The organism is Pseudomonas sp. SJZ103, assembly GCF_007828335.1.
Classification (GTDB): domain Bacteria; phylum Pseudomonadota; class Gammaproteobacteria; order Pseudomonadales; family Pseudomonadaceae; genus Aquipseudomonas.
This window is the reverse complement of the sequence record NZ_VIUN01000001.1, coordinates 453,977-479,297: the sequence shown is the minus strand read 5'-3', so window position 1 is coordinate 479,297 and position 25,321 is coordinate 453,977. Positions and strand designations below refer to the sequence as shown.

At 61.9% G+C, this 25,321-nt stretch carries 24 protein-coding genes; 6 read left to right on the top strand and 18 right to left on the bottom strand.

Annotation, left to right across the window (positions count from 1 at the left end; translation table 11 throughout):
- Nucleotides 1-211: 211 nt before the first annotated feature.
- The 8 genes from FBY10_RS02440 to FBY10_RS02405 all read right to left on the bottom strand — a co-directional run bounded on the left by FBY10_RS02440 (nucleotide 212) and on the right by FBY10_RS02405 (nucleotide 7,946).
- Nucleotides 212-1,384 carry a PotD/PotF family extracellular solute-binding protein gene (locus tag FBY10_RS02440; RefSeq protein ID WP_131697431.1) on the bottom strand — a complete coding sequence of 391 codons (1,173 nt, stop codon included), beginning with the start codon at nucleotides 1,382-1,384 and terminating at the stop codon, nucleotides 212-214.
- Entirely contained in the window at nucleotides 1,381-2,355 is a 975-nt protein-coding gene (locus FBY10_RS02435; RefSeq protein WP_145335196.1) for a GTP-binding protein, read from the bottom strand. The genes FBY10_RS02440 and FBY10_RS02435 overlap by 4 nt, the downstream gene beginning before the upstream one ends.
- Before the next feature lie 14 nt (nucleotides 2,356-2,369).
- The gene (locus FBY10_RS02430) at nucleotides 2,370-2,672 is read right to left on the bottom strand and encodes a hypothetical protein (RefSeq protein ID WP_065938646.1); all 303 of its coding nucleotides are present in this window, start codon (nucleotides 2,670-2,672) and stop codon (nucleotides 2,370-2,372) included.
- Nucleotides 2,673-2,685: 13 nt separating this feature from the next.
- Entirely contained in the window at nucleotides 2,686-3,435 is a 750-nt protein-coding gene (locus tag FBY10_RS02425; protein ID WP_145335198.1) for an SDR family NAD(P)-dependent oxidoreductase, read from the bottom strand.
- 138 nt (nucleotides 3,436-3,573) lie between these two features.
- The gene (locus FBY10_RS02420) at nucleotides 3,574-4,335 is read right to left on the bottom strand and encodes an SDR family NAD(P)-dependent oxidoreductase (RefSeq protein WP_145335200.1); all 762 of its coding nucleotides are present in this window, start codon (nucleotides 4,333-4,335) and stop codon (nucleotides 3,574-3,576) included.
- Between the two features lie 10 nt (nucleotides 4,336-4,345).
- Nucleotides 4,346-5,686, bottom strand: coding sequence for an MFS transporter (locus tag FBY10_RS02415; RefSeq protein ID WP_145335202.1), 1,341 nt, complete (start codon nucleotides 5,684-5,686; stop codon nucleotides 4,346-4,348).
- Nucleotides 5,687-5,724: 38 nt separating this feature from the next.
- A complete protein-coding gene (locus FBY10_RS02410) occupies nucleotides 5,725-6,603 on the bottom strand; it encodes a polysaccharide deacetylase (protein ID WP_003234086.1) in 879 nt (292 codons plus the stop codon).
- An 11-nt stretch (nucleotides 6,604-6,614) separates the two neighbouring features.
- Nucleotides 6,615-7,946, bottom strand: a complete 1,332-nt coding sequence (locus tag FBY10_RS02405) for an amidase (protein ID WP_145335204.1) — start codon at nucleotides 7,944-7,946, stop codon at nucleotides 6,615-6,617.
- Between the two features lie 336 nt (nucleotides 7,947-8,282).
- On the opposite strand from FBY10_RS02405, the gene FBY10_RS02400 reads away from it, so the two are divergent.
- From FBY10_RS02400 to cmoB, 6 genes are all read left to right on the top strand, one after another.
- The gene (locus tag FBY10_RS02400; RefSeq protein ID WP_027604651.1) at nucleotides 8,283-9,272 is read left to right on the top strand and encodes a GntR family transcriptional regulator; all 990 of its coding nucleotides are present in this window, start codon (nucleotides 8,283-8,285) and stop codon (nucleotides 9,270-9,272) included.
- Between the two features lie 119 nt (nucleotides 9,273-9,391).
- Complete coding sequence (lon, locus tag FBY10_RS02395; protein WP_131697436.1) at nucleotides 9,392-11,812, top strand: endopeptidase La; 2,421 nt, start codon at nucleotides 9,392-9,394, stop codon at nucleotides 11,810-11,812.
- Between the two features lie 190 nt (nucleotides 11,813-12,002).
- Nucleotides 12,003-12,392, top strand: coding sequence for a protease inhibitor I42 family protein (locus FBY10_RS02390; protein WP_131698287.1), 390 nt, complete (start codon nucleotides 12,003-12,005; stop codon nucleotides 12,390-12,392).
- Nucleotide 12,393: 1 nt separating this feature from the next.
- Nucleotides 12,394-13,050 (top strand): lysoplasmalogenase, encoded by a 657-nt coding sequence (locus tag FBY10_RS02385; protein WP_131698288.1) that lies wholly within the window; start codon nucleotides 12,394-12,396, stop codon nucleotides 13,048-13,050.
- 35 nt (nucleotides 13,051-13,085) lie between these two features.
- Nucleotides 13,086-13,829, top strand: a complete 744-nt coding sequence (cmoA, locus tag FBY10_RS02380) for a carboxy-S-adenosyl-L-methionine synthase CmoA (RefSeq protein WP_145335206.1) — start codon at nucleotides 13,086-13,088, stop codon at nucleotides 13,827-13,829.
- The gene (cmoB, locus tag FBY10_RS02375) at nucleotides 13,826-14,782 is read left to right on the top strand and encodes a tRNA 5-methoxyuridine(34)/uridine 5-oxyacetic acid(34) synthase CmoB (RefSeq protein WP_065938637.1); all 957 of its coding nucleotides are present in this window, start codon (nucleotides 13,826-13,828) and stop codon (nucleotides 14,780-14,782) included. Before cmoA ends, cmoB begins: the two co-directional genes overlap by 4 nt.
- A 78-nt stretch (nucleotides 14,783-14,860) precedes the next feature.
- Here the strand turns inward: cmoB and tadA are convergent, their stop codons facing one another.
- From tadA to lptF, 10 genes are all read right to left on the bottom strand, one after another.
- Entirely contained in the window at nucleotides 14,861-15,358 is a 498-nt protein-coding gene (gene tadA / locus FBY10_RS02370) for a tRNA adenosine(34) deaminase TadA (protein ID WP_145335208.1), read from the bottom strand.
- Nucleotides 15,358-16,734: a multicopper oxidase family protein gene (locus FBY10_RS02365; protein ID WP_145335210.1), complete on the bottom strand. Its 1,377-nt coding sequence runs from the start codon at nucleotides 16,732-16,734 to the stop codon at nucleotides 15,358-15,360. Before FBY10_RS02365 ends, tadA begins: the two co-directional genes overlap by 1 nt.
- A 157-nt stretch (nucleotides 16,735-16,891) precedes the next feature.
- Complete coding sequence (gene pdxJ, locus FBY10_RS02360; protein WP_131698293.1) at nucleotides 16,892-17,635, bottom strand: pyridoxine 5'-phosphate synthase; 744 nt, start codon at nucleotides 17,633-17,635, stop codon at nucleotides 16,892-16,894.
- Between the two features lie 52 nt (nucleotides 17,636-17,687).
- Complete coding sequence (gene recO / locus FBY10_RS02355; protein ID WP_131698294.1) at nucleotides 17,688-18,377, bottom strand: DNA repair protein RecO; 690 nt, start codon at nucleotides 18,375-18,377, stop codon at nucleotides 17,688-17,690.
- 142 nt (nucleotides 18,378-18,519) lie between these two features.
- Nucleotides 18,520-19,422: a GTPase Era gene (gene era, locus FBY10_RS02350; protein WP_027604661.1), complete on the bottom strand. Its 903-nt coding sequence runs from the start codon at nucleotides 19,420-19,422 to the stop codon at nucleotides 18,520-18,522.
- Entirely contained in the window at nucleotides 19,415-20,104 is a 690-nt protein-coding gene (gene rnc, locus FBY10_RS02345; protein ID WP_027604662.1) for a ribonuclease III, read from the bottom strand. The genes era and rnc overlap by 8 nt, the downstream gene beginning before the upstream one ends.
- Nucleotides 20,105-20,251: 147 nt before the next feature.
- Nucleotides 20,252-21,106, bottom strand: coding sequence for a signal peptidase I (gene lepB / locus FBY10_RS02340; RefSeq protein ID WP_131698295.1), 855 nt, complete (start codon nucleotides 21,104-21,106; stop codon nucleotides 20,252-20,254).
- 5 nt (nucleotides 21,107-21,111) lie between these two features.
- Nucleotides 21,112-22,911, bottom strand: coding sequence for a translation elongation factor 4 (lepA, locus tag FBY10_RS02335; protein ID WP_027604664.1), 1,800 nt, complete (start codon nucleotides 22,909-22,911; stop codon nucleotides 21,112-21,114).
- Between the two features lie 151 nt (nucleotides 22,912-23,062).
- Nucleotides 23,063-24,142 carry an LPS export ABC transporter permease LptG gene (lptG, locus tag FBY10_RS02330; protein WP_145335212.1) on the bottom strand — a complete coding sequence of 360 codons (1,080 nt, stop codon included), beginning with the start codon at nucleotides 24,140-24,142 and terminating at the stop codon, nucleotides 23,063-23,065.
- Nucleotides 24,135-25,253, bottom strand: coding sequence for an LPS export ABC transporter permease LptF (gene lptF, locus FBY10_RS02325; RefSeq protein ID WP_145335214.1), 1,119 nt, complete (start codon nucleotides 25,251-25,253; stop codon nucleotides 24,135-24,137). The genes lptG and lptF overlap by 8 nt, the downstream gene beginning before the upstream one ends.
- Between the last annotated feature and the right edge of the window lie 68 nt (nucleotides 25,254-25,321).

The window sequence follows — 25,321 nt, the reverse complement described above, 5'->3', positions numbered from 1 at the left end:
AGTGCCCTCCGGCAGCGTTCGCCTCTCTCTGCCGCCGCGTCCCTTAGTCATGTGCATTCCCTACGCCCAGACCCGCCGTCAAAAAAACATCCATTTAGACTGGAAATTTTGTCTTAGCAGATTAGCTGGGACAGAGCAGAAGCGCACCGAATAAAAACGGGGTTTTCACCGTCACTTTATTGGCGACAACCCCTTGGCCATACCCGCTTATTCAGCCGCGGGCGCGCATGAAGTCCCCCCAACGCCGCACCAGATAGTTGTGCTCATCCATGACCGAATTCCACACCGCGATATGCCCCATGCGCTGCTCATAGGAGCCGCCATCGCGCACCTCGCCGATATCGATCAACGGCAACCCATCACTGCCGGGCAACTCTTCCCGCGCAGGCTTGCCGGCGTACCAGTAATCCCATTCGGCACTGCTGAGGTGATCGCGGCTGCGCGCCGGATTGCCGATGTAGTAACCCTGGCGCGCCATCACCGCACCCGGCCAGCCGGACAACCACCAATTGAGGTACGCATACGCCGCATCCAGCACCGGGCCCTGGGCATGGCGCGACAATGACAAGCCGCCGAACCAGGCGCGATAGCCTTCGCGGGGGACCGCCAGGCGGTATTTCACCCCGGCGCGGTGCAGGCGCATCAGGGTCGGCGACCACAAGCTCTGAATATCGATGCTAGGGCTGAGCATCAGTTGCGCCGCCTCTTCATCGTCGGACCAGAACGCGGCGAAATGTCCTTCCTTCTGCTTGCGCACCAGAATATCGGCGAGCACGTCGATCTCTTCGATGCTCATATTGCCGATGTCGTTAAAGCGCGCCAGCCCCGCGCCCTGCACGGCCAGCGCAGCATCCAGGGCGCCGATGGCGGCATCGCTCTGCAGCGCCGTGCGTGCGCGCCACGCCGGGTCCAGCAGCCAGCCCCAGCTTTCGTTACCGTGGCAAAACCCCTCGGGCAGGCGCTCGGGGCGGTAGGCGAAGCTGTCGGCATTGTGGGTCAGAGGCAGCATGCTGATGCGTTCGGTGACGGTGCTGCCAAGGCCGCCGTCGTGCTGAACGAATAGGCGCTCGCTGGGTACGCTGCCGCTGCCCAGGCGGTCGCTGGGCGACAGCCGACCGCGCTTGGGCAGGTCGTTGATCTCGTGCCACAGCGCGATACGCCGCGTGTCGATGGGCTGGATCGCCCGGGCCGGCCACACGAAGTCGACGTTGTGAAACCATTGGTCGTACAGGTCATAACTGTCGGGCTGCATCACCGCGATGCGCTGGGCCTGTTCGACGTCGTGCACCTGGTACACCAGCCGAATCCCCAGTTCCTGTTCGGCGCGCACGCGCAGGCATTCGAGCAAGGTGACCGAGGTGCCGAGCACCCGTAAGGTGATCATCCGGCGAACCGCCGTGAGAACACTTCAAAGGAACGCTGCAGCAACGCAGGATCGAGGCCACGCAGGATAAACACCAGGCGCGATTGCCGGTCGGTGCCTGGCCACGCAGGCAGATGGACCGGAGCATGCAGGCAATGCTGCACGCCATGAATGACGATGGGGGCGTTACTGGCGTTCACGTTGAGCAGTCCTTTGACGCGAAGGATTCGTTCGCCGTGGCATCTTAACAGCATCGACAACCACACCCCGAAGCCGACCCAGTCCAGCGGCTGGTCGAAGGTCATACTGCACACTTGGGCTGCCCCATGGCTGGCGCTGGTGGTCTGATGCAATTGCCAGCGGCTGACTTCCATGGCGGGTTCGGCACTGCGCAGGCCTTCACCGAGCAACAGTTGGTCGCCGCTGTGGATGGCGTGGGTATCGAGGATCGGCGTACCGGCGTTGAGCGCCTGCAGATGCGCACGCAGCGGTTCGCAGTCATCCACAAGATCAGTCTTGCTCAGCAGCAAACGGTCTGCCGCCGCGACCTGGGCCAGCCATTCCGGGTGCAGGCGTTCTTGCAACGCGGCGTGGCTGGCGTCGACCAGCGTCACCACCAGGCCGATATGAAAACGCCCGCGCAGTTGCACGTCGTTGTTCAAGGTGGCAAGGATCGGGGCCGGGTCGGCCAGGCCGGTGGTCTCGAGGATCACCCGTTTGAACGCAGGAATTTCGCCACGCTCGCGGCGTTGCAACAGACCGAGCAACGCGTCCTTGAGCTCGCCACGGATGGAGCAGCAGATGCAGCCGCTGGGCAACAGCACGGTATTAGGCGCGACTTCTTCCACCAGCAGATGATCGATGCCGATGTCGCCGAATTCGTTGATCAGCAGTGCCGTGTCACCCAGGCTTTCACCTTGCAGCAGGCGCTGGAGCAAGGTGGTTTTGCCGCTGCCGAGAAAGCCGGTGATCACATTTAGAGCAATGCTCATATTTACCTCCGGCCCTACAATGGGGTGTTTTCCAGGTGGTCAAGTAGACGCGGGTCAAGGGGATCCAGCGGCCGGCCGAGCATGGTTTCAGCTGCCTGCCAGAGTTGATCCAGCCCGCTTGCCAGTGCCTGTTTGCCGGTGGCGCCCAACAGCAGATAGGAGGCGCCCTGGAAGTCTTCGACCTTGAGTCGGAACACCGCCAGCACCTGGTTGATCGCAGCGATACGGCGCAGGCGTTCGCGGCGCCGGGGCAGTTCATCGCCCAGGGGGTCGCTCCAGTGCAGGTCTTCGCCGAGCAATCCGCAGAGTCCGCACATGGCTACACCTCACTCATGGCATGACATCGCCGGAGTTCGGGCCCAGGGTCTGGCCGACGAACAGGTTGCCACCCGGCTCACTGGCCAGCAGCACAGCGGTGGGCGCCACTTCGTCCGCCAGGCCGAAGCGCCCCAAGGGCAGCTCCTTGGCCTTGGCGCGCTTCCAATCGTCACTGATGCCGCCCACTAACGGCGTCTCGATCGGGCCGGGGGCGATGGCGTTGACCAGCACGTTATCCTTGGCCACTTCCAACGCCAGGGATTTGGTAAAGCCGATCACCCCGGCCTTGGCGGCCGCGTAGTGGGTCAGTTCGGCGCCGCCCTTGATGCCCAGTTGCGACGCCACGTTGATGATCCGTCCCCAACCCTGCGCGAGCATATGCGGCAAGGCGCGCTGGCTGGCGACGAACACGCTGGTGAGGTCGACGCGCAGCATGTCGTTCCACATCTCGATGGACAGGTCGACGCAACGCGCCTGGGTAAGCATCCCGGCATTGTTGACCAGGATATCGATGCCGCCGAAGTGTTCGACGCAACGGTCGACACTGGCCTGGGCACCTTCGACCGTGCCGACATCGGCCACGCACTCGACCACTTCGGCGCCGAGGTTGCGGCAGGTGATTGCGGTTTCGGCGAGGCTGGCGGCGTTGCGGTCGGCCAATAGCAGACGCGCGCCTTCAACGGCGTAGGCGCGGGCGATGGCGGCACCGATGCCGCTGCCGGCACCGGTGATCACGGCCCGGCGGTTGGTCAGTTGGTTCATGCAAAAACTCCTGAAAAATTCCACTTCCAATGTGGGAGGGGGCTTGCCCCCGATGGCAGTGGGTCAGTCACAGATGGGCTAACTGAACCACCGCCATCGGGGGCAAGCCCCCTCCCACATTTGGATCAAGTACATCAGTCAGTCAGGCCAGCGCACGGTGAGGCCGCCGTCGATGACGATGCTCTGCCCGGTCAAATAACTCGACGCCTCACTGGTCAAGAACTGCACCAGCGACGCCACCTCATCTGCGCGCCCTACCCGCCCCAGCGGAATCGCCCGCGCGGCCTTGGCCAGGCCTTCCGGGCCGAGGGAGTTCTTCGCATCCAGCGATTGCGGTGTTTCGATCAACCCCGGGATCACCGCATTGCAGCGAATGCCCAGGGGCGCCAACTCCACCGCCAGCGAGCGGCACAACCCCGGCACACCAGCCTTGGCTGCGGCGTAATGGCTGTGTTCCTGCCAGCCATACACGCCGCCGGCAATCGAAGAGATCGCCACCAGCGCGCCGCCTTCGTTCATATGCCGCGTCGCCGCGCGGAAGGTGCGCATCACCCCCGTGAGGTCGACATTGAGCATCTCGTTCCATAACTCATCGGTCATTTCCAGCAGCGGCGCACGGCGCAGCAAACCGGCGTTGGCCACCGCGTAATCCAGCCGGCCGAAATGCTGTACCGCCTGTTCGGCGAGGGCGTCCACCGAGGCGGTATCGCCCACGTCCAGCGGTAACATCAGGCACTCGCCCCCCGCCTCCTCCACCTGCGACACGGTGGTGCTCGGGTCGTGGGGATCGGCCGGGTAATACCCGCCCACCACCGCCACGCCGCTGCGTGCATAGGCCACGGCGAGGGCTTGGCCAATGCCACTGGCGGCACCGGTAATCAGCGCAACTTTACGGCTCATCACATTCTCCTTACTGAACGGTTTCCGGACGCACATGGCGGGCGGCAAACATCAGCGCGCCGGACAAGAAGCACGGCAGCGCGCCGAACCACAGCGCGGCGGTCTGCCAGTCACTGCCGGCGGACAACACCTGGGTCGCACCAAAACCTGCGACCACGGCACCAATCGGGCCCATGGCATGGATGATCGCGCCGCCGGTGGCGCGGATGCTGGTGGGGAAACTTTCACTGATAAAGAACAGCGCCGCCGAGTACGGCCCGATCAGGAAGAACAGGCCCAGGCTGTACAGCCCGACCACCATCGGCATATTGCTCGGACCAAACAGCATGCCGGCAAACGCCAGGCCGCCGAGCATCCACCCCAGGCCGATGACGTTACGACGGCCGATCTTGTCGCCCATCCAGCCGTGGCTGAGGTAGCCGCAGTAACCCACCAGGTTCGACAGCACGAGGATGATCAGCGAGTTCTCGAACGAGATGTGGTGCACGCTGACGATCACCGAAGTGCCGAGCACGCTGAACACCTGGATCGCTGCCCAGTTGAGCAGCAGCGCAGCGCCGATCACCAGCGTGGCGCGACGGGCCGGGCCACGGAAGGCCGCCTTGAGACCGGCCTTGCTGTGTTCGTCGTAGTCCACGCCGTAGGTCACGGCAACGTTTTGCGCTTCTTTCACCGCGCCGCTTTTACGCAGCTCGCTGATGCGCTGGTGGATCTGGAACTGCGGGCTCTCCTTGAGCTTGCGCGCCATGATCGCGATCACCACCGCCGGAATCGCGGCGAAGATGAAGCAACCCTGCCAGCCGATGATCGGCAGCAACAGCGCGGTCAAACCGGCGGCGATCAACGCACCGACCGGCCAGCCGCCCTGCACCAGGCTGTAGATGAAGCCGCGACGCTTGGTCAGTCGCGGGTCTTCTGACGCACCATACAACTCGGTCAGATAGGTGGCGTTGACGGTTTCTTCGGCATACCCCAGGCCGCCCAGCGAACGGATCAGAATCAGCGGCGACTTGCCCCACGCCCCGCCAATGGCGGTCAGTGCCGAGCACAGTGCGGAACCGGCCACGGTGAAAATAATCCCTTTGCGCCGCCCCAGCTTGTCGACGATCGGCCCGATGGCCAAGGCGACGACGGCGGTACCCACCGCCACCCAAGTCGCGATTTCAGCTTGCTCCACTTCACCCCAGCCAAAGTGCCGGCCGATCTCCGGCAGCAAGGTGCCGAACAGGATGAAGTCATACACCGCAAACACCCAGGCGAAAAACGCGATCCAGGTGGCGAAGCGCACTTCCTGGGACGTCAGTTGCCGGGGTTTCCAGCCAGTCAGGTCAAGCTTGTTGTAGATGGACATAATCGCGCCTCGGGAGGTGGGGGCTGCTTGGGTTGGGATCAGGTACGCGGTTGGCGGCGGATAAAGTCGTCGGCGATTTCGTCGAAGGTGACGAAGCGCACGCCGGCATGGCTCTGGATGTGTTCGATCAAGCGCTCGAGCATCAGCAGCACTTGCGGGCGGCCGGACACGTCGGGGTGGATGGTCATGGTGAACACCGCGTGTTCGTGCTCGCGGTAGACCCAGTCGAACTGGTCGCGCCACATTTCTTCGAGGTGACGCGGGTTGACGAAACCGTGGCTGTTGGGGGCTTTCTTGATGAACATCATCGGCGGCAGGTCGTCGAGGTACCAGTTGGCCGGGATCTCCACCAGGTCGGTTTCTTCACCGCGCACCAGGGGTTTCATCCAGGTGTCGGGGTGCTGGCTGTAGTCGATCTTGGTCCAGCTGTCGCCCTTGCGCACGTAGTAGGGGTGGAAGTCGTTGTGCATCAGGCTGTGGTCGTACTTGATGCCTTTCTTCAGCAGCAGCTCGTTGGTGACCTTGCTGAATTCCCACCACGGCGCGACGTAGCCGGTGGGACGCTTGCCGGTGACTTGGGTGATCAGTTCGATGGACTTGTCGAGGACGATTTCTTCCTGCTCGGCGGTCATCGCAATCGGGTTTTCGTGGCTGTAGCCATGCACGCCGATTTCGTGACCGGCGTCGGCCACGGCCTTCATCTGCTCGGGGAAGGTTTCCATCGAGTGGCCGGGGATAAACCAGGTGGTGCGCAGGCCGTAGCGTTCGAACAGTTTGAGCAGGCGCGGCGCACCGATTTCACCAGCGAACAGGCCGCGGGAGATGTCGTCGGGCGAGTCTTCGCCGCCATAGGAACCGAGCCAGCCGGCGACGGCGTCGACGTCGACGCCAAATGCACAGAGGATGTCTTTAGCCATGGTGTGTCTCCTTAAATGTTGAGTACGGATTCGACGGATAAGGCCGCGCGCAACAGCCGCGCGTCTTCTCCTGTCGGGGCGCTGAGCAGCAGCCCGGTGGGCAGGCCCTGGGCATCACGGCCACTGGGTAAGCTGACGCCTGGCATGTCGAGAAAGCTGCCGGGCATGGTCAGGCGCAGGGTGGCGAGGTTGGTTTTGACGAACAGTTCGTCGTCGGCTTCAAGCGGTGCCAACGCCGGGGCGACATGGGCGACGGTGGGGGTGATCAGGATCGCGCCGTCGAGGTCGTCGAGCAGTTGCTGTTGCAGGCGGCGGCGCGCCTCGGTCAGGTGGATCAGTTGGCTGGCCGGCAATCCGCGCGCGGCTTCAAGGCGGCGGCGCACACGGGGGTCGAGTTGCTCGGCATCAGTGCTGTCGAGCAGGGACTGGTGCAGGGCGAAGGCCTCGAACGCGCCGAGCCAGCCTTGGTGCTTGATGAGGTCCAGGGTGGCCTGGAACGGGGGGCTTTCACGCTCTTCAATCAGCGCGCCTTCCGCCTTCAGTCGCTCAACGGCGCGCAGCAGGTTGTTGCGCACGGCAGGCTCCACGTCGGCCAGCACGCCCTGTTCCAACACAAAACGCTGCCCTTTCAGGCGGCGGGCACTGTGCTGCTGGGTACGGCCATGGAGCAGGTCGTCGATGGCCAAGGCATCGCGCACGCTGCGCGTCAACGGACCGAGGCTGTCGAGGGAGTGGGCCAAGGGAAACACACCGTCGCGGCTGTAGCGTCGGCTGCTGCTGCGGTACCCCACCAATCCGTTGAGCGCCGCCGGAATGCGGATGGAACCGGCGGTGTCGGTGCCCATGGCGATCGGCACGATACCGGCCGCGACCGCCACCGCCGACCCGGACGACGAGCCGCCGGGAATGCGCGTCTGGTCCGTGCCATGGGGATTGTGCGGCGTGCCGAAATGCGGGTTCAGGCCCAACCCGGAATAGGCCAGTTCGCTGAGGTTGGTCTTGCCGACGCTGACCATCCCGGCACGGCACAACAGGCCCACACTGGGGGCGTCGAGCAACGCGGCGGGCGCAGTACGGCGGTAGGCGGCGCCCGCGGTGGTGATGCTGCCGGCCACATCGAACAGGTCTTTCCAGGCCAGGGGTACGCCGTCGAACACGCTCAAGGGCTGGCCGGCACGCCAACGGGCGGCGGACGCTTCGGCTTCACGGCGGGCGCGCTCGGCGGTCAGGGAAATAAATACGCCGGTCGAGCGGCTCGCTTGATTGAGTGCCTGTTCAAGGGCTTGCACCGGGTCGCTGCGACCGCTGGCGAAATCCTCGGCCAGTGAAGTGGCGTCTGACATCAGGGAAACCTCATAAAACGTACATATTCATAAAATGTACATTTTACAAAGGCAGCTTTCGTGCCAGTCTCTGCGTAGCGCTCTTGACGCGATTACGCATTTTTACCCAGAGCTACGGGATAGATGGTGTTGCTCGATGGAAAAAAACCTTGCGCCACGCTTGCGAAGCGCCTCCGATGAAATAATGTACCTTTTATTAATAAGTACATTTTGGTGCAGAAAAGTAACATTCCTACATTCAAGGCCCCAAAAAAGTGCCACCGACGTGGCGCAGAGTGACAGGCGCAACTTATGAGAGAATCCCCGGCCACCGTCCTACATGCCTTTGAGAAATCGATGAAAGCAGTGTCCGCCTCGGCCTCCCGTTACGCGATGATTCACCAGGTGTTGCGCGACGCGATCGTCAACGGCACCGCCCGCCATGGCCTGGTATTGCTGGAAGCGCCCCTGGCCGAGCTGTTCGGCACCAGCCGCGTGCCGGTGCGCAAGGCGCTGGACCTGCTGCACGCTGAGGGCTTGATCTGCCGTTTCAACGGCCGGGGTTACCTGATCAACCCCGAAGGCCTGGCCATGGAACCGCTGCGCCTGCCCCTGAGCCATGCGCACCTGGGCCTCAATGGCGAGGCCGAACTGGTGGACACCCGGCCGCTGGGCGAGCGCATCGTCGAGGAAATCGGCGCGGCGCTGTCCACCTGCATCGCCTTTGGCCATTACCGCCTGGATGAACAGGCCGCCGCCGACCACTATGGCGTCAGCCGCGCGGTGGTGCGTGAGGCGCTGATGCGCCTGCGCGACCGTGGCCTGGTGGAAAAAGAGCCCTATTCCCAATGGCTGGCGGGGCCACTGACCGCGCGGGAGGTCACCGAGGATTACGAACTGCGCGCCTGCCTGGAACCCGAAGCCCTGCGCCAAAGTGCCCCGAACCTCGACCGCGACATGCTTGAAGCCATGCTGCAGCGCGTGCTGGATGCCCAGGACAGCCCGCAGTGCAGCCTGGAAGCCATCGAGCAGATCGAAGAGGACCTGCACCAGCGCTGCCTGGCCGGCCTGCAAAACCGCAAGATTGCCGCGCTGATTCGCCAAGGCCAGAGCCCGATGATTATCAGCCGGATTTTTTACCGATTGCTGGGGATCGGCGCTGATCCGGCGATGCTCGCCGAACATCGCTTGATTTTGGAACTGCTGCTGCATGGCGCATTCGATGCGGCCGCGTTGAACCTGCGCGAGCATTTGCAGCGGGCGCGGCAGCGGATGTTGCAGCGTCTGAAAGTGCTGTCGGTGCTGCCAGAACAGCCACTCCCCGCCTACCTCCACAAAATCAGCTGACCCACATTGACCAAGTCGCCGCAGTAATTTCATGCAATATGTTGCTATCTCACCCCCACCATTGAAACCACTGCTACCCCGCCCCATCTAACCTGCATACTTCCTTATGCAGGTGCCCCATGAGCGACCAGCAAGAATTCCCTGATTACGACCTCAACGATTACGCCGACCCCGAAAACGCTGAAACCCCTTCGTCCAATACCGGCCTGGCCCTGCCTGGGCAAAACCTGCCGGACAAGGTCTACATCATCCCGATCCACAATCGGCCGTTCTTCCCGGCGCAAGTGCTGCCGGTGATCGTCAACGAAGAGCCGTGGGCCGAGACCCTGGAGCTGGTGAGCAAATCCGACCACCACTCCCTCGCCCTGTTCTTCATGGACACGCCGCCGGAAGACCCACGCCATTTCGACACCTCCGCCCTGCCGCTGTACGGCACCCTGGTGAAGGTGCACCACGCCAGCCGCGAAAACGGTAAGCTGCAATTCGTCGCCCAGGGCCTGACCCGCGTGCGGATCAAAACCTGGCTCAAGCACCACCGCCCACCGTATCTGGTGGAAGTCGAATACCCGCACCAGCCAAGCGATCCGACCGACGAGGTCAAGGCCTACGGCATGGCGCTGATCAATGCGATCAAGGAACTGCTGCCGCTCAACCCGCTGTACAGCGAAGAGCTGAAGAACTACCTCAACCGCTTCAGCCCCAACGACCCGTCGCCCCTCACCGACTTCGCCGCCGCCCTCACGTCGGCCACCGGTAATGAGCTGCAGGAAGTGCTGGACTGCGTGCCGATGCTCAAACGCATGGAAAAAGTCCTGCCGATGCTGCGCAAGGAGGTGGAAGTCGCGCGCCTGCAAAAAGAACTCTCCGCCGAGGTGAACCGCAAGATCGGCGAGCACCAGCGCGAGTTCTTCCTCAAGGAACAGCTCAAGGTCATCCAGCAGGAACTGGGCCTGACCAAGGACGACCGCAGCGCCGACGTCGAACAGTTCGAGCAACGCCTGGAAGGCAAGGTGCTGCCGGCGCAGGCGAAAAAACGTATCGATGAAGAACTGAACAAACTGTCGATCCTCGAAACCGGCTCACCGGAATACGCGGTGACGCGCAATTACCTGGACTGGGCCACCTCGGTGCCATGGGGCGTGTATGGCGAGGACAAACTCGACCTCAAACACGCGCGCAAGGTCTTGGACAAGCACCATGCCGGCCTGGATGACATCAAGAGCCGCATTCTCGAATTCCTCGCAGTGGGCGCCTATAAAGGCGAAGTCGCCGGCTCCATCGTGCTGCTGGTGGGTCCGCCGGGCGTGGGCAAGACCAGCGTGGGCAAATCCATCGCCGAGTCCCTCGGGCGGCCGTTCTATCGCTTCAGCGTGGGCGGCATGCGCGACGAGGCCGAGATCAAGGGCCATCGCCGCACCTACATCGGCGCCATGCCGGGCAAGCTGGTGCAGGCGCTCAAGGACGTGGAGGTGATGAACCCGGTGATCATGCTCGACGAGATCGACAAAATGGGCCAGAGCTACCAGGGCGACCCGGCCTCGGCGCTGCTCGAAACCCTCGACCCGGAGCAGAACGTCGAATTCCTCGACCACTACCTGGACCTGCGCCTGGACCTGTCCAAGGTGCTGTTCGTGTGCACCGCCAACACCCTGGACTCGATCCCCGGCCCGCTGCTGGACCGTATGGAAGTGATTCGCCTGTCGGGCTATATCACCGAAGAAAAAGTCGCCATCGCCAAACGCCACCTGTGGCCAAAACAGCTGGAAAAAGCCGGCGTTTCGAAAAACAGCCTGAGCATCAGCGACGGCGCCCTGCGCGCACTGATCGACGGTTACGCCCGAGAGGCCGGGGTGCGCCAGCTGGAGAAACAGCTGGGCAAACTGGTGCGCAAGGCGGTGGTCAAGCTGCTGGACGCGCCGAACTCGGTGATCAAGATCGGCAACAAGGACCTGGAAAGCTCCCTCGGCATGCCGGTGTTCCGCAACGAGCAGGTGTTGTCCGGTACCGGTGTGATCACCGGCCTGGCCTGGACCAGCATGGGTGGCGCGACCCTGCCAATCGAGGCGACCCGCATCCACACCCTCAATCGCGGCTTCAAGCTGACCGGGCAGTTGGGTGAGGTGATGAAAGAGTCCGCCGAAATCGCCTACAGCTATATCAGCTCCAACTTGAAGTCGTTTGGCGGCGATCCGAAGTTCTTCGACGAAGCCTTCGTGCACTTGCACGTACCGGAAGGCGCCACGCCGAAGGACGGCCCGAGCGCCGGGGTGACCATGGCCAGCGCGCTGCTGTCCCTGGCCCGCAATCAAGCGCCGAAAAAAGGCGTGGCCATGACTGGCGAACTGACGTTGACCGGGCATGTGCTGCCAATTGGCGGGGTGCGTGAAAAGGTGATTGCGGCGCGGCGCCAGAAGATTCACGAACTGATTCTGCCGGAGCCGAACCGTGGCAGTTTTGAAGAGTTGCCGGAGTACCTGAAGGAAGGCATGACCGTGCACTTTGCCAAACGCTTTGCGGATGTGGCGAAGGTGTTGTTCTGATAGAGCGCTAGCGCCTGAAATGGCCTCATCGGGGGCAAGCCCCCTCCCACACTTGAATGTGTTCACACATCAACATGTGGGAGGGGGCTTGCCCCCGATGGCGTGAGTGGCCGCAACCTGTATCCTGCTTGTAACACCCTGTCTTATCTTCGGTTATGCTCGGTCTTCGTCGCCAAACAACGGAGCCCCCATGACCGCTGCCCGCCTGCTTCTCCCCCTGAGCCTTTGCCTGCTCGCCGCCTGCGCCAGTGCGCCGAAGCAAAACGTCACCGTGGAAGAACAGGGCGCTTGTCCGCTGCAACTCAAAACCGGGCAAAACCTGATCCTCACCCTGCCAAGCAACCCAACCACGGGTTATCGCTGGGCCATCCAGGATTCCGCCGGAGGCGTACTGCGCGCACTGAGCCCCGAGGTGTACAGCAGCTCGGAATCCGGTGTGGTCGGTGGCGGAGGCCAGTCCACCTGGCGCTTCCAGGCTTTCACGGCCGGCCAGGGTCGTTTGCGCCTGACCTCCCAGCAACCCTGGGAACCGGAAGCCGAGCCCGCCGAGACCTTCGACTGCGCCATTACGGTGAACTGATATGCCATGGCTGATTCTTGCGCTGATGGGCGCAGGCACCTTTATCTACGGCCTGAGCACCCATGCCACGTTGCTGTGCCTGCTGGTCAAGCCGCTGCCGGTACTGGCGCTGCTGGGCTGGCTGCATGATGCGCCGCCTACTGACTATCGACGCTGGATCAGCCTCGGGCTGATTTTTTCCCTGGTCGGCGATGTATTGCTCGCCTGGCCGGGCGACCTGTTTATCTTCGGCCTCGGCGCCTTCCTGTTTGCGCACCTGGCCTATCTCAAAGCCTATTTCAGCGACTGCCGCCGCTTGGCGCTGTTGCCGTTGGTATTGGCGCTGGGCGTGGGCGCGATCCTGCTGAGCATCCTGATCTCCCACGGCCTCGGTGAACTGCTGATACCGGTGGTGGTTTACGCACTGGTGATCAGCGCCATGCTTTGGCGCGCGCTGGCACGCCTGGGCAGCGATGTGCCGAAACGCTCGGCGCTGCTGGCGGCGGCGGGGGCGGTGTCGTTTGTATTTTCCGACACGCTGATCGGCATCAATCGGTTTGTGCTGTCGTTCGAGGCCGCGCCGTATTTGTTGATCACAACTTACTGGCTCGGCCAATGGGGCATCACCGCCTCGGCTTTCCATCAGACAACCCGCGCATCCGCTGACCAACTTGGCTAAAATGCCGGCCTTTCCCCCTCGTCGCCGGAACAACCGTGAGCAAAGAACCCGATCGCCTATTCGCCCAGCCCCTGCCCCAGGTGCCGGACTTCGCCTTTAACGAGGACGTGGTGCGGGTGTTCCCGGACATGATCAAGCGCTCGGTGCCCGGTTACCCGACGATTGTCGAAAACCTCGGCGTGCTCGCGGCGCAATTTGCCCAACCGAACAGCGTGCTCTACGACCTGGGCTCGTCCCTGGGTGCGGTGACCCAGGCCTTACGTCGCCATGTGCGCACGGACGGTTGCCGAGTGATCGCTGTGGATAACTCGGCGGCCATGGTCGAGCGCTGCCGCGAATACCTCAATGGCCAGGACTCGATGTTCCAGGAGCTGCTGCCGGTCGAAGTGATCGAGGGCGACATCCTCGCGCTGCAGTTCCAACCAGCCTCGGTGGTGGCGTTGAACTTCACCCTGCAATTCATCGCCCCGGATGAGCGCCTGGCATTGCTCGGGCGTATCCGCCAGTCATTGCTGCCCGGCGGTGCGTTGATCCTTTCGGAAAAGCTGCGCTTCAACGACCTTGAAGAACAGGCACTGCTCACCGACCTGCATATCGCGTTCAAACGCGCCAACGGCTACAGCGAACTGGAGATCGCCCAGAAGCGTAGCGCCATCGAAAACGTCATGAAGCCCGACAGCCTCGAAGAACACCGCGAACGCCTGCTGGCGGCCGGGTTCTCGAAAGTCGTGCCGTGGTTCCAGTGTCTTAACTTTGCCTCGTTGATTGCCTTGCCATGATTGATCTGTCCCCCCTCGCCCGCCATCTGGTCGGCACCCCTCTGGCTGTATGGGCCCAAGGCCTGCAAGCGCAGCTCGATAGCAAGATGGAAAAGGGTCATGGCGACCTGGAGCGTTGGCAGAGTGCCCTGGACGCGCTGCCAAAGATCCAGCCCAGCGAAGTCGACTTGCTCAATGGCTTGGTGCTGGACACCGATTGCGACGATGCCACCCGCGCGCAGATGCACACCGCGCTGATGGGCTTGAGCCCGTGGCGCAAGGGCCCGTTCCACCTGTTCGGTGTGCATGTGGACACCGAATGGCGCTCGGACTGGAAGTGGTCGCGTGTGGCCCCGCACCTGGACCTGAAGGGCAAGCGCATTCTCGATGTCGGTTGCGGCAACGGTTACTACATGTGGCGCATGCTCGGCGCCGGGGCCGACAGCGTGATTGGCGTCGACCCGAACTGGCTGTTCTTCTGCCAGTTCCAAGCCGTACAGCGTTACCTGTCTGAACCCAAGGCCTGGCACCTGCCGTTCCCGTTTGAAGACCTGCCGGCGAACCTGGAAGGCTTCGACACAGTGTTTTCCATGGGTGTGTTCTATCACCGTCGCTCGCCGATCGAGCATCTGCTGGCGCTGAAGGACACCCTGGTCAAGGGCGGCGAACTGGTCCTGGAAACCCTGGTGGTGGAAGGCGATCAGCAACAGGTGCTGGTGCCGGAAGACCGTTATGCGCAGATGCGTAACGTGTGGTTCCTGCCGTCGGTACCGGCATTGATGCTGTGGCTGCGGCGTGCCGGGTTCAGTGATGTGAGGTGTGTGGATGTGAGCGTGACTACGGTGGAGGAACAGCGCGGGACGGAGTGGATGAAGTATCAGTCCCTCAGCGACTTCCTCGATCCGCAGGATCACAGCAAGACGATTGAAGGGCTGCCGGCGCCGATGCGGGCGGTCATCATCGCCAAGAAGTAACCGCTAATCTCCCGGAAACAACAGAGATCCAAATGTGGGAGGGGGCTTGCCCCTCCCACATTTGCTCATCAGTGTTTTTTAGAGCGGGGGCTTGGCCCGGCGTGCCTTGAAAAATTCGCTCAACACCGTGCCGCACTCCTCCGCCAGCACACCGCCTTCAAACAACACCCGATGGTTCAGAAAGCCCTGGGTAAAAAACTGCCCCTGGCTTTGCACGATCCCCGCCTTGGGCTCCAACGCGCCATACACCACCCGCGCAATTCGTGAATGCACGATCAGGCCGGCGCACATGCTGCACGGTTCCAGGGTCACGTACAGCGTACTGCCCGGCAGGCGGTAGTTGCTGACCGCTTGCGCAGCCGCGCGGATGGCGACCATTTCGGCATGGGCGCTGGGGTCATGGCCGCTGATCGGGCAGTTGAAGCCGCGACCAATGATTTCACCATCCTGCACCAGCACCGCGCCCACCGGCACTTCGCCCAGCGTCGCGCCTTGGGCGGCAAGTGCCAGGGCTTCGCGCATGAAATCCTGATCGCGGCTGCGGTCGATAATCGCCGTGGGGCGAAACTGGCGCATCACGCCACCTCGATGGCGGCCATCAGACCGGTTTCCATGTGGTCGATCACGTGGCAGTGGAACATCCACACCCCAGGGTTATCCGCCACCAATGCCACGCGGGCGCGTTCGTTCTTGCCCAGCAGGTAAGTGTCGGTGAAATACGGGATCACCTTGTGGCGGTTCGAGGCGATCACCTTGAAGCTCATGCCGTGCAGGTGGATCGGGTGCTGGTACTGGGTCATGTTTTTCAATTCGAAAATGTAGCTCTTGCCTTTTTCCAGCTTGGCAATCGGTCGGTCGGCGCAGGTCTTGTCGGTGATGTCCCAGGCCTGGCCGTTGATCTGCCACAGGCTCGGCGGCTTGCCGTTATCCACCGATACGGAGCCGACCCACTCGAAATTGAAGTTGAGTTTCTCCGCATTGGCCAGGTCCGGCTCGGCAATCGGGTTGGCGGGCAATGCCGGGGGCCATTCGCTCGGTGCATCGGTGTTGGCGACTGAGCGGAAAGTGCCCAGGCGCACCGGGCCGTTACGGATCGACAGTTCTTCGCCCGCCGGCGGCGCCTTGATCGCCAGGCAGATACGCATGCCCGGGCCCAGCCAGTATTCCTTGCCCAGCGGGCGCGGCTCGACGGGGTTGCCGTCCAGGGCGTAGATCTGCGCTTCGACGTCGGGGATGTTGATGCGATAGGTCAGGGTGTTGTCGAGGTTGAGCAGGCGCACGCGGGTGATCTGCCCGGCGGGCAGGTCGATCACCGCCTGGGATACGCCATTGATCGTCGACAGCCGCCCGGCCGTGCCGCCACGCGCGGCTTCACGGGGAATGCTGAAGGCAACGAAGGCGCCCTCTTCGTCCACGTGCCAGCTCTTCAGGCTGAGGGTGCGTTCGTGCTTGAAACCGGTGGGCTCGCGCTCTTCGATGATCAGCGGGCCGACCAGGCCTCGGCCGAGTTCTTCGCTGCTGTTCACATGGGGGTGATACCAGTAGCTGCCGGCATCGGGCACGCGGAATGTGTAGTCGAAGTATTCGCCGGGCAACACCGGCAATTGCGAGACGTAGGGCACGCCGTCCATTTCCAGCGGCAGGCGGATGCCGTGCCAGTGGATCGTGGTGGCGACCGGCAGGTGGTTGATAAAGCGCACCCGCAGCCACTCACCCTGGCGCACGCGCAACTCGGTGCCAGGTGCCGAAGGGCCGAAGGCCCAGGCTTCGGTCTTGTGCCCCGGCACCAGCTCTACATCGAGCGGCGCGGCGATCAGTTCGTAATCGTGCCCCGCTTCGGCTTCGGCGACCTTCCCCAGCCAGTAGCGGTAGGCGCCACCGGCACCGACGCCCACTACGGCCAGGCCTGCAAGACCACCCAGGATTTGTCGACGGGAAAAGGATCGGGACACAACAACCTCACGTATCTGCCGCAGGCGCAGGGCCTGCAAAGGGCAGATACGATACACCTGCATTGGCTAAACAGTAAGGCTTCGCATTGCCGCATGACACAAAGACGGCGCACACCTGTAGGAGCGAGCTTGCTCGCTCCTACAGGTGAATCTGCGGTCAGCGCTTGGCGGCCGCCAGGATCAGGGCTTTCATCTCGGCCACAGCGCCTTTGAACCCGACGAACAGCGCATGGGCCACCAGCGCATGGCCGATGTTCAGCTCGTTGATGCCCTTGATCGCAGCCACCGCTTCGACGTTGTGGTAATGCAGGCCGTGGCCGGCGTTGACGATCAGGCCTTCATTAAGGCCGCAGTTCACACCGTCAATGATGCGCTGCAGTTCATCCGCCACGTCGGTCGGTGTGGTGGCGTCGGCGTAACGGCCGGTGTGCAGTTCGATGGCCGGCGCGCCGACACGGCGGGACGCTTCGATCTGGCGCTCGTCGGCGTCGATGAACAGCGAGACCTCGCTGCCGATCTTCGACAGGCGCTCCACCGCAGCCTTGATCCGCGCTTCCTGGCCGGCTACGTCGAGGCCGCCTTCGGTGGTCAGTTCCTGGCGGGTTTCCGGGACCAGGCAGATGTGCGCCGGGCGAATGCGCTCGGCGAAGGCCATCATTTCTTCGGTGACGCCCATCTCGAAGTTCATGCGGGTTTGCAGCACGTCCTTAAGCAGCAGCACATCGCGCTCCTGGATGTGGCGGCGGTCTTCGCGCAGGTGCACGGTGATGCCGTCGGCGCCCGCTTCTTCGGCGTCCAGCGCGGCCTTGACCGGGTCAGGGTAACGGGTGCCCCGAGCCTGGCGCAGGGTAGCGACGTGGTCGATGTTGACGCCAAGAAGAATGCGATTGCTGGTGGTCACGGAAGCGCTCCTGAAAAGGGGAAAGAAACGCTGCACAGCATACACGGGGATGTCAGGGCTTTCGAAACAACTCGCGACTGACCAGCGGCCGACCGCCCAAGTGCACAGCCAGGGCCTGGCGCATCAGGCGCTTGGCGGCGGACAACGCACCGGGTGCGCTCCAGTCGGCCTCGCTCATGGCCAGCAGCTCGGTACCCTGGAACAGGCCCGGTTGCAGCAGGTACACACGCTCCAGGCCCGCATCCACTTGCAGGCGGTACATGCCGTCGGCGGCGATGGGCTCGCCATGCAGGTCGTTGTTCAGTTCAAAACCGTAGCCCAGGTCGTCGAGCAGGCGCCATTCGAAGGCGCGCAGCAGCGGCTCCAGGGGGCGGCCTTCTGCAAGGGCCAGCAAGGTGGCGGCGTAGTGATCGAAGACAGCCGGGTGCGGGTCTTCGGCGGGCAACAGGCGGATCAGCAATTCATTGAGGTAGAGGCCGCTGAACAGTGCATCGCCATTGAGCCAGGCGGAAGTGCCGACGCTTTCCAGGCGGCCGACGTTTTTCAGCTCGCCCTTGCCGCGAAACTCCACATCCAATGCCACGAAGGGCCGCGCCAATGTCCCCGCCTTGCCCCGCGCGCTACGCAACACCGCGCGCAGGCGGCCTTGCGGCGTGAGGAAATCCACCAGCGCGCTGGTCTCACGGTAGGCGCGGCTGTGCAGGACGTAGGCGAGTTGGCTGGGGGGTTGGGATTGGGACATGGGTTCTCTATCTTGAAAACAACACAAACCTAATGTGGGAGGGGGCTTGCCCCCGATGGCAGTGTGTCAGTCACTTATTTATTAACTGACTCACCGCCATCGGGAGCAAGCCCCCTCCCACATTTTTTGCCCTGCGCTGTTCTTACAGGTCGCCGTAACCGAGGGAACGCAGAGCGCGCTCGTCATCGGACCAACCACCCTTCACCTTCACCCACAGGTTGAGCATGATCTTGGAATCGAACAGCAATTCCATGTCCTTGCGCGCTTCGGTGCCGATGCGCTTGATGCGCTCGCCCTTGTCGCCAATGATGATTTTCTTCTGGCCGTCACGTTCGACGAGGATCAGCGCATGGATATGCAGGGTCTTGCCCTGCTGCTTGAACTCTTCGATTTCGACGGTGATCTGGTACGGCAGCTCGGCGCCCATCTGGCGCATGATTTTCTCACGCACCAGTTCGGCGGCGAGGAAACGGCTGCTGCGGTCGGTGATCTGGTCTTCCGGGAAGAAGTGCTCGTTCTCCGGCAGGTAGCCGGCGATCACGCGCTCCAGGGCTTCGAGGTTGTGGCCGTGCTGGGCCGAGATCGGCATGATCTGCGCGTTCGGCAGTTGCTCCTGCAACCAGCTCAGGTGCGGCATCAGTTCGGCTTTGTCTTCGATACGGTCGGTCTTGTTCAACGCGACGATCAAAGGCCCGGTGACGTACTGCACACGCTCGAGGACCATCTGGTCTTCGTCGGTCCACTTGGTGCGGTCGACCACGAAGATCACCACGTCGACGTCTTTCAACGCCGCCGAAGCGGTCTTGTTCATGTAGCGGTTGAGGGCTTTCTCGCCGCCTTTGTGCATACCCGGGGTGTCGACATACACCGCTTGCACGCTGCCTTCGGTCTTGATGCCCAGCATGTTGTGGCGGGTGGTCTGCGGCTTGCGCGAGGTGATTGCAAGCTTCTGGCCGAGGATATGGTTCAGCAGCGTGGACTTGCCCACGTTCGGGCGGCCGACGATGGCAACATAGCCACAGCGTGTTGCGGTTGAATCAGTCATGGCCATTCTCCACGCCCAGGGCAATCAGTGCTGCAGCGGCCGCTACCTGTTCGGCAATACGACGGCTCACACCCTGACCTCGGCTTTTTTCATTCAGTAAGGTGATTTCACATTCCACGAAGAACACGCGGCAATGGGGCTCACCCTGGATATCCACCACTTCGTAGCGTGGCAGGTCACAACCGCGCGATTGCAGGAATTCCTGCAGGCGGGTCTTCGGATCCTTGTTGGTGTCGACCAGCGTGAGGCTTTCGATCTCGGAGGTCAGCCACGCGGTGACGCGCTCCTTGGCCGCTTCCATGCCTGCATCGAGGTAGATCGCACCGATCAACGCCTCAAGCGCATCGGCCAGGATCGACTCACGGCGGAACCCACCGCTCTTCAACTCACCGGAGCCGAGGCGCAGGTACTCACCCAGACCAAAACCACGGGCCAGTACGGCCAGGGTCTCGCCCTTTACCAGCCGTGCGCGCAAACGCGACAGCTGACCTTCACGGGCTTGGGGAAAGCGCTCGAAGAGGGCTTCACCGGCGACGAAATTGAGGATGGCATCACCGAGAAATTCCAGGCGTTCGTTATTACGCCCTGCAAAGCTGCGGTGTGTGAGGGCAAGGACCATCAATTCCTGATCCTTGAAGGTGTAGCCGAGCTGGCGCTCGAGACGACTTAGAGAAACGGTCACGGTTTACCCATATCTGTGTGGTGGCACCGGCGGCCATCGACGATTGACGCAGTGTTCAAATTCAAATCCTGGTTGGTATTGCACGGGGACGGAAAATGTCCAAGCCCCAGAAAAGCATTCGGCGCTGTGTTCACAGCGCCGCTTGTATTACTTGATCAGCCCGACCCGCGAGAAGTTCGGCAGGTGGCTGAGCTTGGGTTCCGGCCAGCTCATCCAGACCGCAAAGGCCTTGCCGACGATATTCTGGTCGGGAACCATGCCCAGCAGATCCTTGGGAATGCTGGGGTCATCCCAATAGCGACTGTCATTGGAGTTGTCGCGGTTGTCGCCCATCATGAAATAGTGCCCGGCCGGCACTTTCCACTCGCCATCAGGCATGGCGCGGTAGCGGCTCATCTCCTTGCGGATTTCGTGCTCTACCGCCCCGAGTTTTTCCTGGTACAGCTCGGCACTGCCCAGGCTGTTCGGTTCGGAACCGATCAACTTCTCGGCCACTGACTCGCCATTGATCAACAGACGCTTCTCGCTGGTGTAGCGAATCACGTCGCCCGGCAGGCCCACCACACGCTTGATGTAGTTGACGTTCGGGTCGCTTGGGTAGCGGAACACCATCACATCGCCGCGCTGCGGGTCACCGACTTCGATGACCTTCTTGTCGATCACCGGCAGGCGAATCCCGTAGGAGAACTTGTTCACCAGGATGAAGTCACCCACGTCCAGGGTAGGTTTCATCGAGCCCGACGGGATCTGAAACGGCTCCACCAGGAAAGAACGCAGCACCAGCACGATGAACAACACCGGAAAGAACGACTTGCCGTATTCAACCAGCAAGGGCTCTTTGTTCAGCTTCTCGATCACCAGGCCATCGGGCTGGCTGACGCTGCCCTGATAGGACGCGATAGCCGCCCGCCGACGCGGGGCGAAGAACACCAGATCGAGCAACGCCAGGAGACCGCAAACGGCAACGGCGATGACCAGCAACAGCGGGAAATTTAGCGACATAGGACCTAACTATCCAACCTGAGCACCGCAAGGAAGGCTTCTTGTGGAATTTCCACGTTGCCCACTTGCTTCATGCGTTTTTTACCGGCCTTTTGCTTCTCAAGCAGCTTGCGCTTACGGCTGACGTCACCACCGTAGCATTTGGCCAGTACGTTCTTTCTGAGAGCCTTGACGGAGGTTCGCGCAATGATCTGCCCGCCAATGGCGGCCTGGATCGCGACGTCGAACATCTGGCGCGGAATCAGTTCTTTCATCTTTTCAGTCAGCTGGCGACCTTTGTAGTGCGCGTTGTCCTTGTGCACGATCAGTGCCAGGGCATCGACCTTGTCGCCGTTGATCAACACATCCAGTTTCACCAGATTAGCCGATTGGTAACGGTCGAAATGGTAATCCAGCGAAGCATAGCCGCGACTGGTTGATTTGAGACGGTCAAAGAAGTCCAGGACCACTTCGTTCATCGGCAAATCGTAGGTCACTTGCACCTGGGTACCGAGGAACAGCATGTCGTGCTGCACGCCACGCTTTTCGATACACAGGGTAATGACGTTGCCCAGGTGTTCCTGCGGCACAAGAATATTGGCCCGCACGATCGGTTCGCGCATGTCTTCGATGGAAGACAGGTCTGGGAGCTTGGACGGGTTGTCGACGTAAATCGTTTCACCGTTTTTGAGCAACAGCTCGAAAATAACCGTCGGCGCCGTGGTAATCAGGTCCAGGTCGTACTCGCGCTCCAGGCGCTCCTGGATGATTTCCATGTGCAGCATGCCGAGGAAGCCGCAGCGGAAGCCGAAGCCCAGGGCGTCGGAGCTTTCCGGGGTGTACTGCAACGACGAGTCGTTGAGGGTCAGCTTTTGCAGGGCTTCGCGGAAGTCTTCGAAGTCGTCGGAACTGACCGGGAACAGGCCGGCGTAGACCTGCGGCTGGATGCGCTTGAAACCCGGCAGCACGTCGACGTCAGGGGTGGAGCTCAAGGTCAGGGTGTCACCCACCGGCGCACCGTGGATGTCCTTGATACCGGCGATAATGAAGCCTACTTCGCCGGCTTTCAGATCAGTGGTCGCGGTGTGCTTGGGGTTGAATACACCGACGCTGTCCACCAGGTGGATCTTGCCGGTGGACTTGACCAGGATCTTGTCGCCCTTCTTCACACGGCCGTGACGCACGCGTACCAGGGAGACAACCCCCAGGTAGTTGTCGAACCAGGAGTCGATGATCAACGCTTGCAGCGGATCTTCGTAGTTGCCGGTGGGGGCTGGAATGGTCTTGACCAGGCGCTCGAGCACTTCGTCGACGCCCAGGCCGGTCTTGGCGCTGCACTCGACGGCGTCGGTGGCGTCAATGCCGATGATTTTTTCGATTTCTTCCTTTACCCGGTCCGGATCGGCCTGTGGCAGGTCGATCTTGTTCAGTACCGGCATGACTTCCAGGCCTTGCTCGATGGCGGTGTAGCAGTTGGCCACGGACTGGGCTTCAACGCCCTGGCCCGCGTCCACTACCAGCAGCGCACCTTCGCAGGCCGCCAGGGAGCGGCTGACTTCGTAGGTGAAGTCAACGTGGCCCGGGGTGTCAATGAAGTTCAATTGGTACTTGATACCGTCTTTGGCGGTGTAGTACAGGGTAACGCTGTGGGCCTTGATGGTGATCCCGCGCTCGCGTTCGAGGTCCATGGAGTCCAGCACCTGGGCTTCCATTTCACGCTCGGCAAGGCCGCCGCACATCTGGATGAATCGATCGGCCAGCGTCGACTTACCATGGTCAATGTGGGCGATGATGGAGAAATTGCGGATATGACTCAAATCACTCACGGATCAACACTCAAAAAGGCTGCAGGCAGATTGCCCGCTGAAAAATAGCCGGGAATTGTACCTGATGCTCAGGCCAGGCGTCATCTTTGCTGACCAGAACAAAAATGCCCCACTCATTCGAGTGGGGCATTTTTTATGCATCACTGCGGTATCAGCCGGCCCGGCGCAGCAGCCAGAACCCGGCCAGGGCGCAGATGGTCGTCGGCACCAGCACCGCAAACAGTGGCGAGAACCCGAACACCAGGCTCGACGGGCCGAGCAGGTCCTGGGCGATGCGGAAGGTGAAACCCACCAGCACCCCGGTAAACACGCGCTGGCCGAGAGTTACGGAGCGCAACGGACCGAAGATGAACGAGATCGCCATCAATACCAGGGCCGCGGTCACCACCGGTTGTAACACCTTGACCCAAAATGCCAGCCAGTAACGACCGTTATTCAAGCCTTGGTCCTTCAGGTAGTGGATATAACCCCACAGCCCGGAGATCGGCAGGCTTTCGGGGATCATCACCACCGTATTGAGCAGTTCCGGCTTGAGGGCGATGTCCCACTCTTCACTTGGTACGTTGATCACTTCGGTGCTGGCCTTGGTGCCTTGGCCGACATTGCGGAAGTAAGTCGTGGTGATGTCGGTCAATTGCCACTTTTCGTCGCTGTACTGCGCGCGTTTGGCGAAGCTGGACGACAGCATGTGACGTTCCTTATCGAACGTGTAGCGCGTCACACCGATCAGCAGTCCGCCCGGTTGCACGGCGTTGATGTGGATGAACTCATCACCCTGACGGTGCCACAGGCCATGTTTGGCGCTCTGTGCATCGCCCGAGCCCTGGGCCAGGGCGCGATTGGCCTGGGCGGTGGTTTCGGCCGGCGGCGCTACATATTCACCGATCAGCACGCTGCACAGCATCAGCAGCAACATTGGCTTCATGACCGCCCAGACAATACGACCGATGGACACCCCGGCGGCGCGCATGATGGTCAGTTCGCTGTTGCTGGCCAGGCTGCCCAGGCCGATCAGGCAGCCGATCAGCGCGGCCATCGGCATCATGTCGTAGAGACGACGCGGCGCGGTAAGTGCAACGTAGCTGAGCACGTCCCACACGGTGTAGGTGTCGCTGACGTTGCCGACTTCATCGATGAAAGCGAACAACGAGGCCAGGCCCAGGATGATGCCCAGTACCGCCAGGATGGCGATCAGGACGCTGCTACCTATGTAGCGATCGAGCTTAGCCACGAGCCAACTCCTTCTGGCCAAGACGGCTCATCATTTTCAAACGAATAGGCTCCCAATAAAGCAGCCCCAGGCCGATCAGCAGGAACATTCCATGTACCCACCACAGGCCCAGGGTCGGCGACAGCTTGCCTTTCTCCAGGGAGCCACGGGCGGAAATCAGGATAGTGAGGTAAGCCATGTACAGCAGGATCGCCGGTAACAGCTTGAGGAAACGGCCCTGGCGCGGGTTGACGCGCGACAGCGGCACGGCCATGAGGGTCACGATAAACACCAGCAGCGGCAGGGAAATCCGCCATTGCAGCTCGGCAATGGAGCGCAGTTCCTTGCTGCCGAGCAGGTCCTTCGTGGGGATGGCGTCGCGGTCGGTGACTTCGTCGCTGATGTCCGGGCGGGCCAGCATCACACCATAGGTGTCGTACTTGATCGCGCGATAGTCAGCCATGCCTGGACTGCCATCGTATCGATAGCCATTTTCCAGAATCAGGTAGCGGCTGCCGTCAGGACGCACTTCCTGGCGACCCGAATCAGCCACCAGCACGGAAATGCCACGGTCTTTCTTGTCTTGGCCAAAACGCTTCTCGGAGATGAACACGCCGCCCAGGTTGGCGCGGTCGTCAGTCAGGGTTTCCGTGTAAGTCACCCGTGAGCCGTCATTGAGCGCCTGGAAACGGCCCGGCTCGAGGGTGTCGAACTCGGTCATCGCGTCCTGTTTGTTCAGCACCAGCTGGAACTGCATGGCGCCCTGGGGAGCCAGGCTCAGGCTCAACCAGGCCACGATCAGCGCAACGCCGGCCGCCGGAATCATGGTCATGCCCAGCAGACGCTGCTGGCTCATGCCGGTGGCCGAGAGCACGGTCATTTCACTTTCAAGGTACAAGCGGCCGTAGGCCAGCAGGATCCCAAGGAACAGGCCCAGCGGCAGGATCAGTTGCAAGAACCCCGGCAGGCGAAAGCCCATGATCAGGAACAGCGAGCCTGGGTCCAGGGCGCCGGAGGCAGCCTGGGCCAGGTATTTGACGAAACGACCACTCATGATGATGACCAGCAGAACCGCACTCACGGCACTCAGGGTCAACAGGACTTCGCGGGACAGATAACGGAAGACGATCAAACCAGACACTCCAGGGTTGTCAGGCTAAGGCGGCCAAACAAGCAAGCATACCGAGTCAGCCCGTTTAC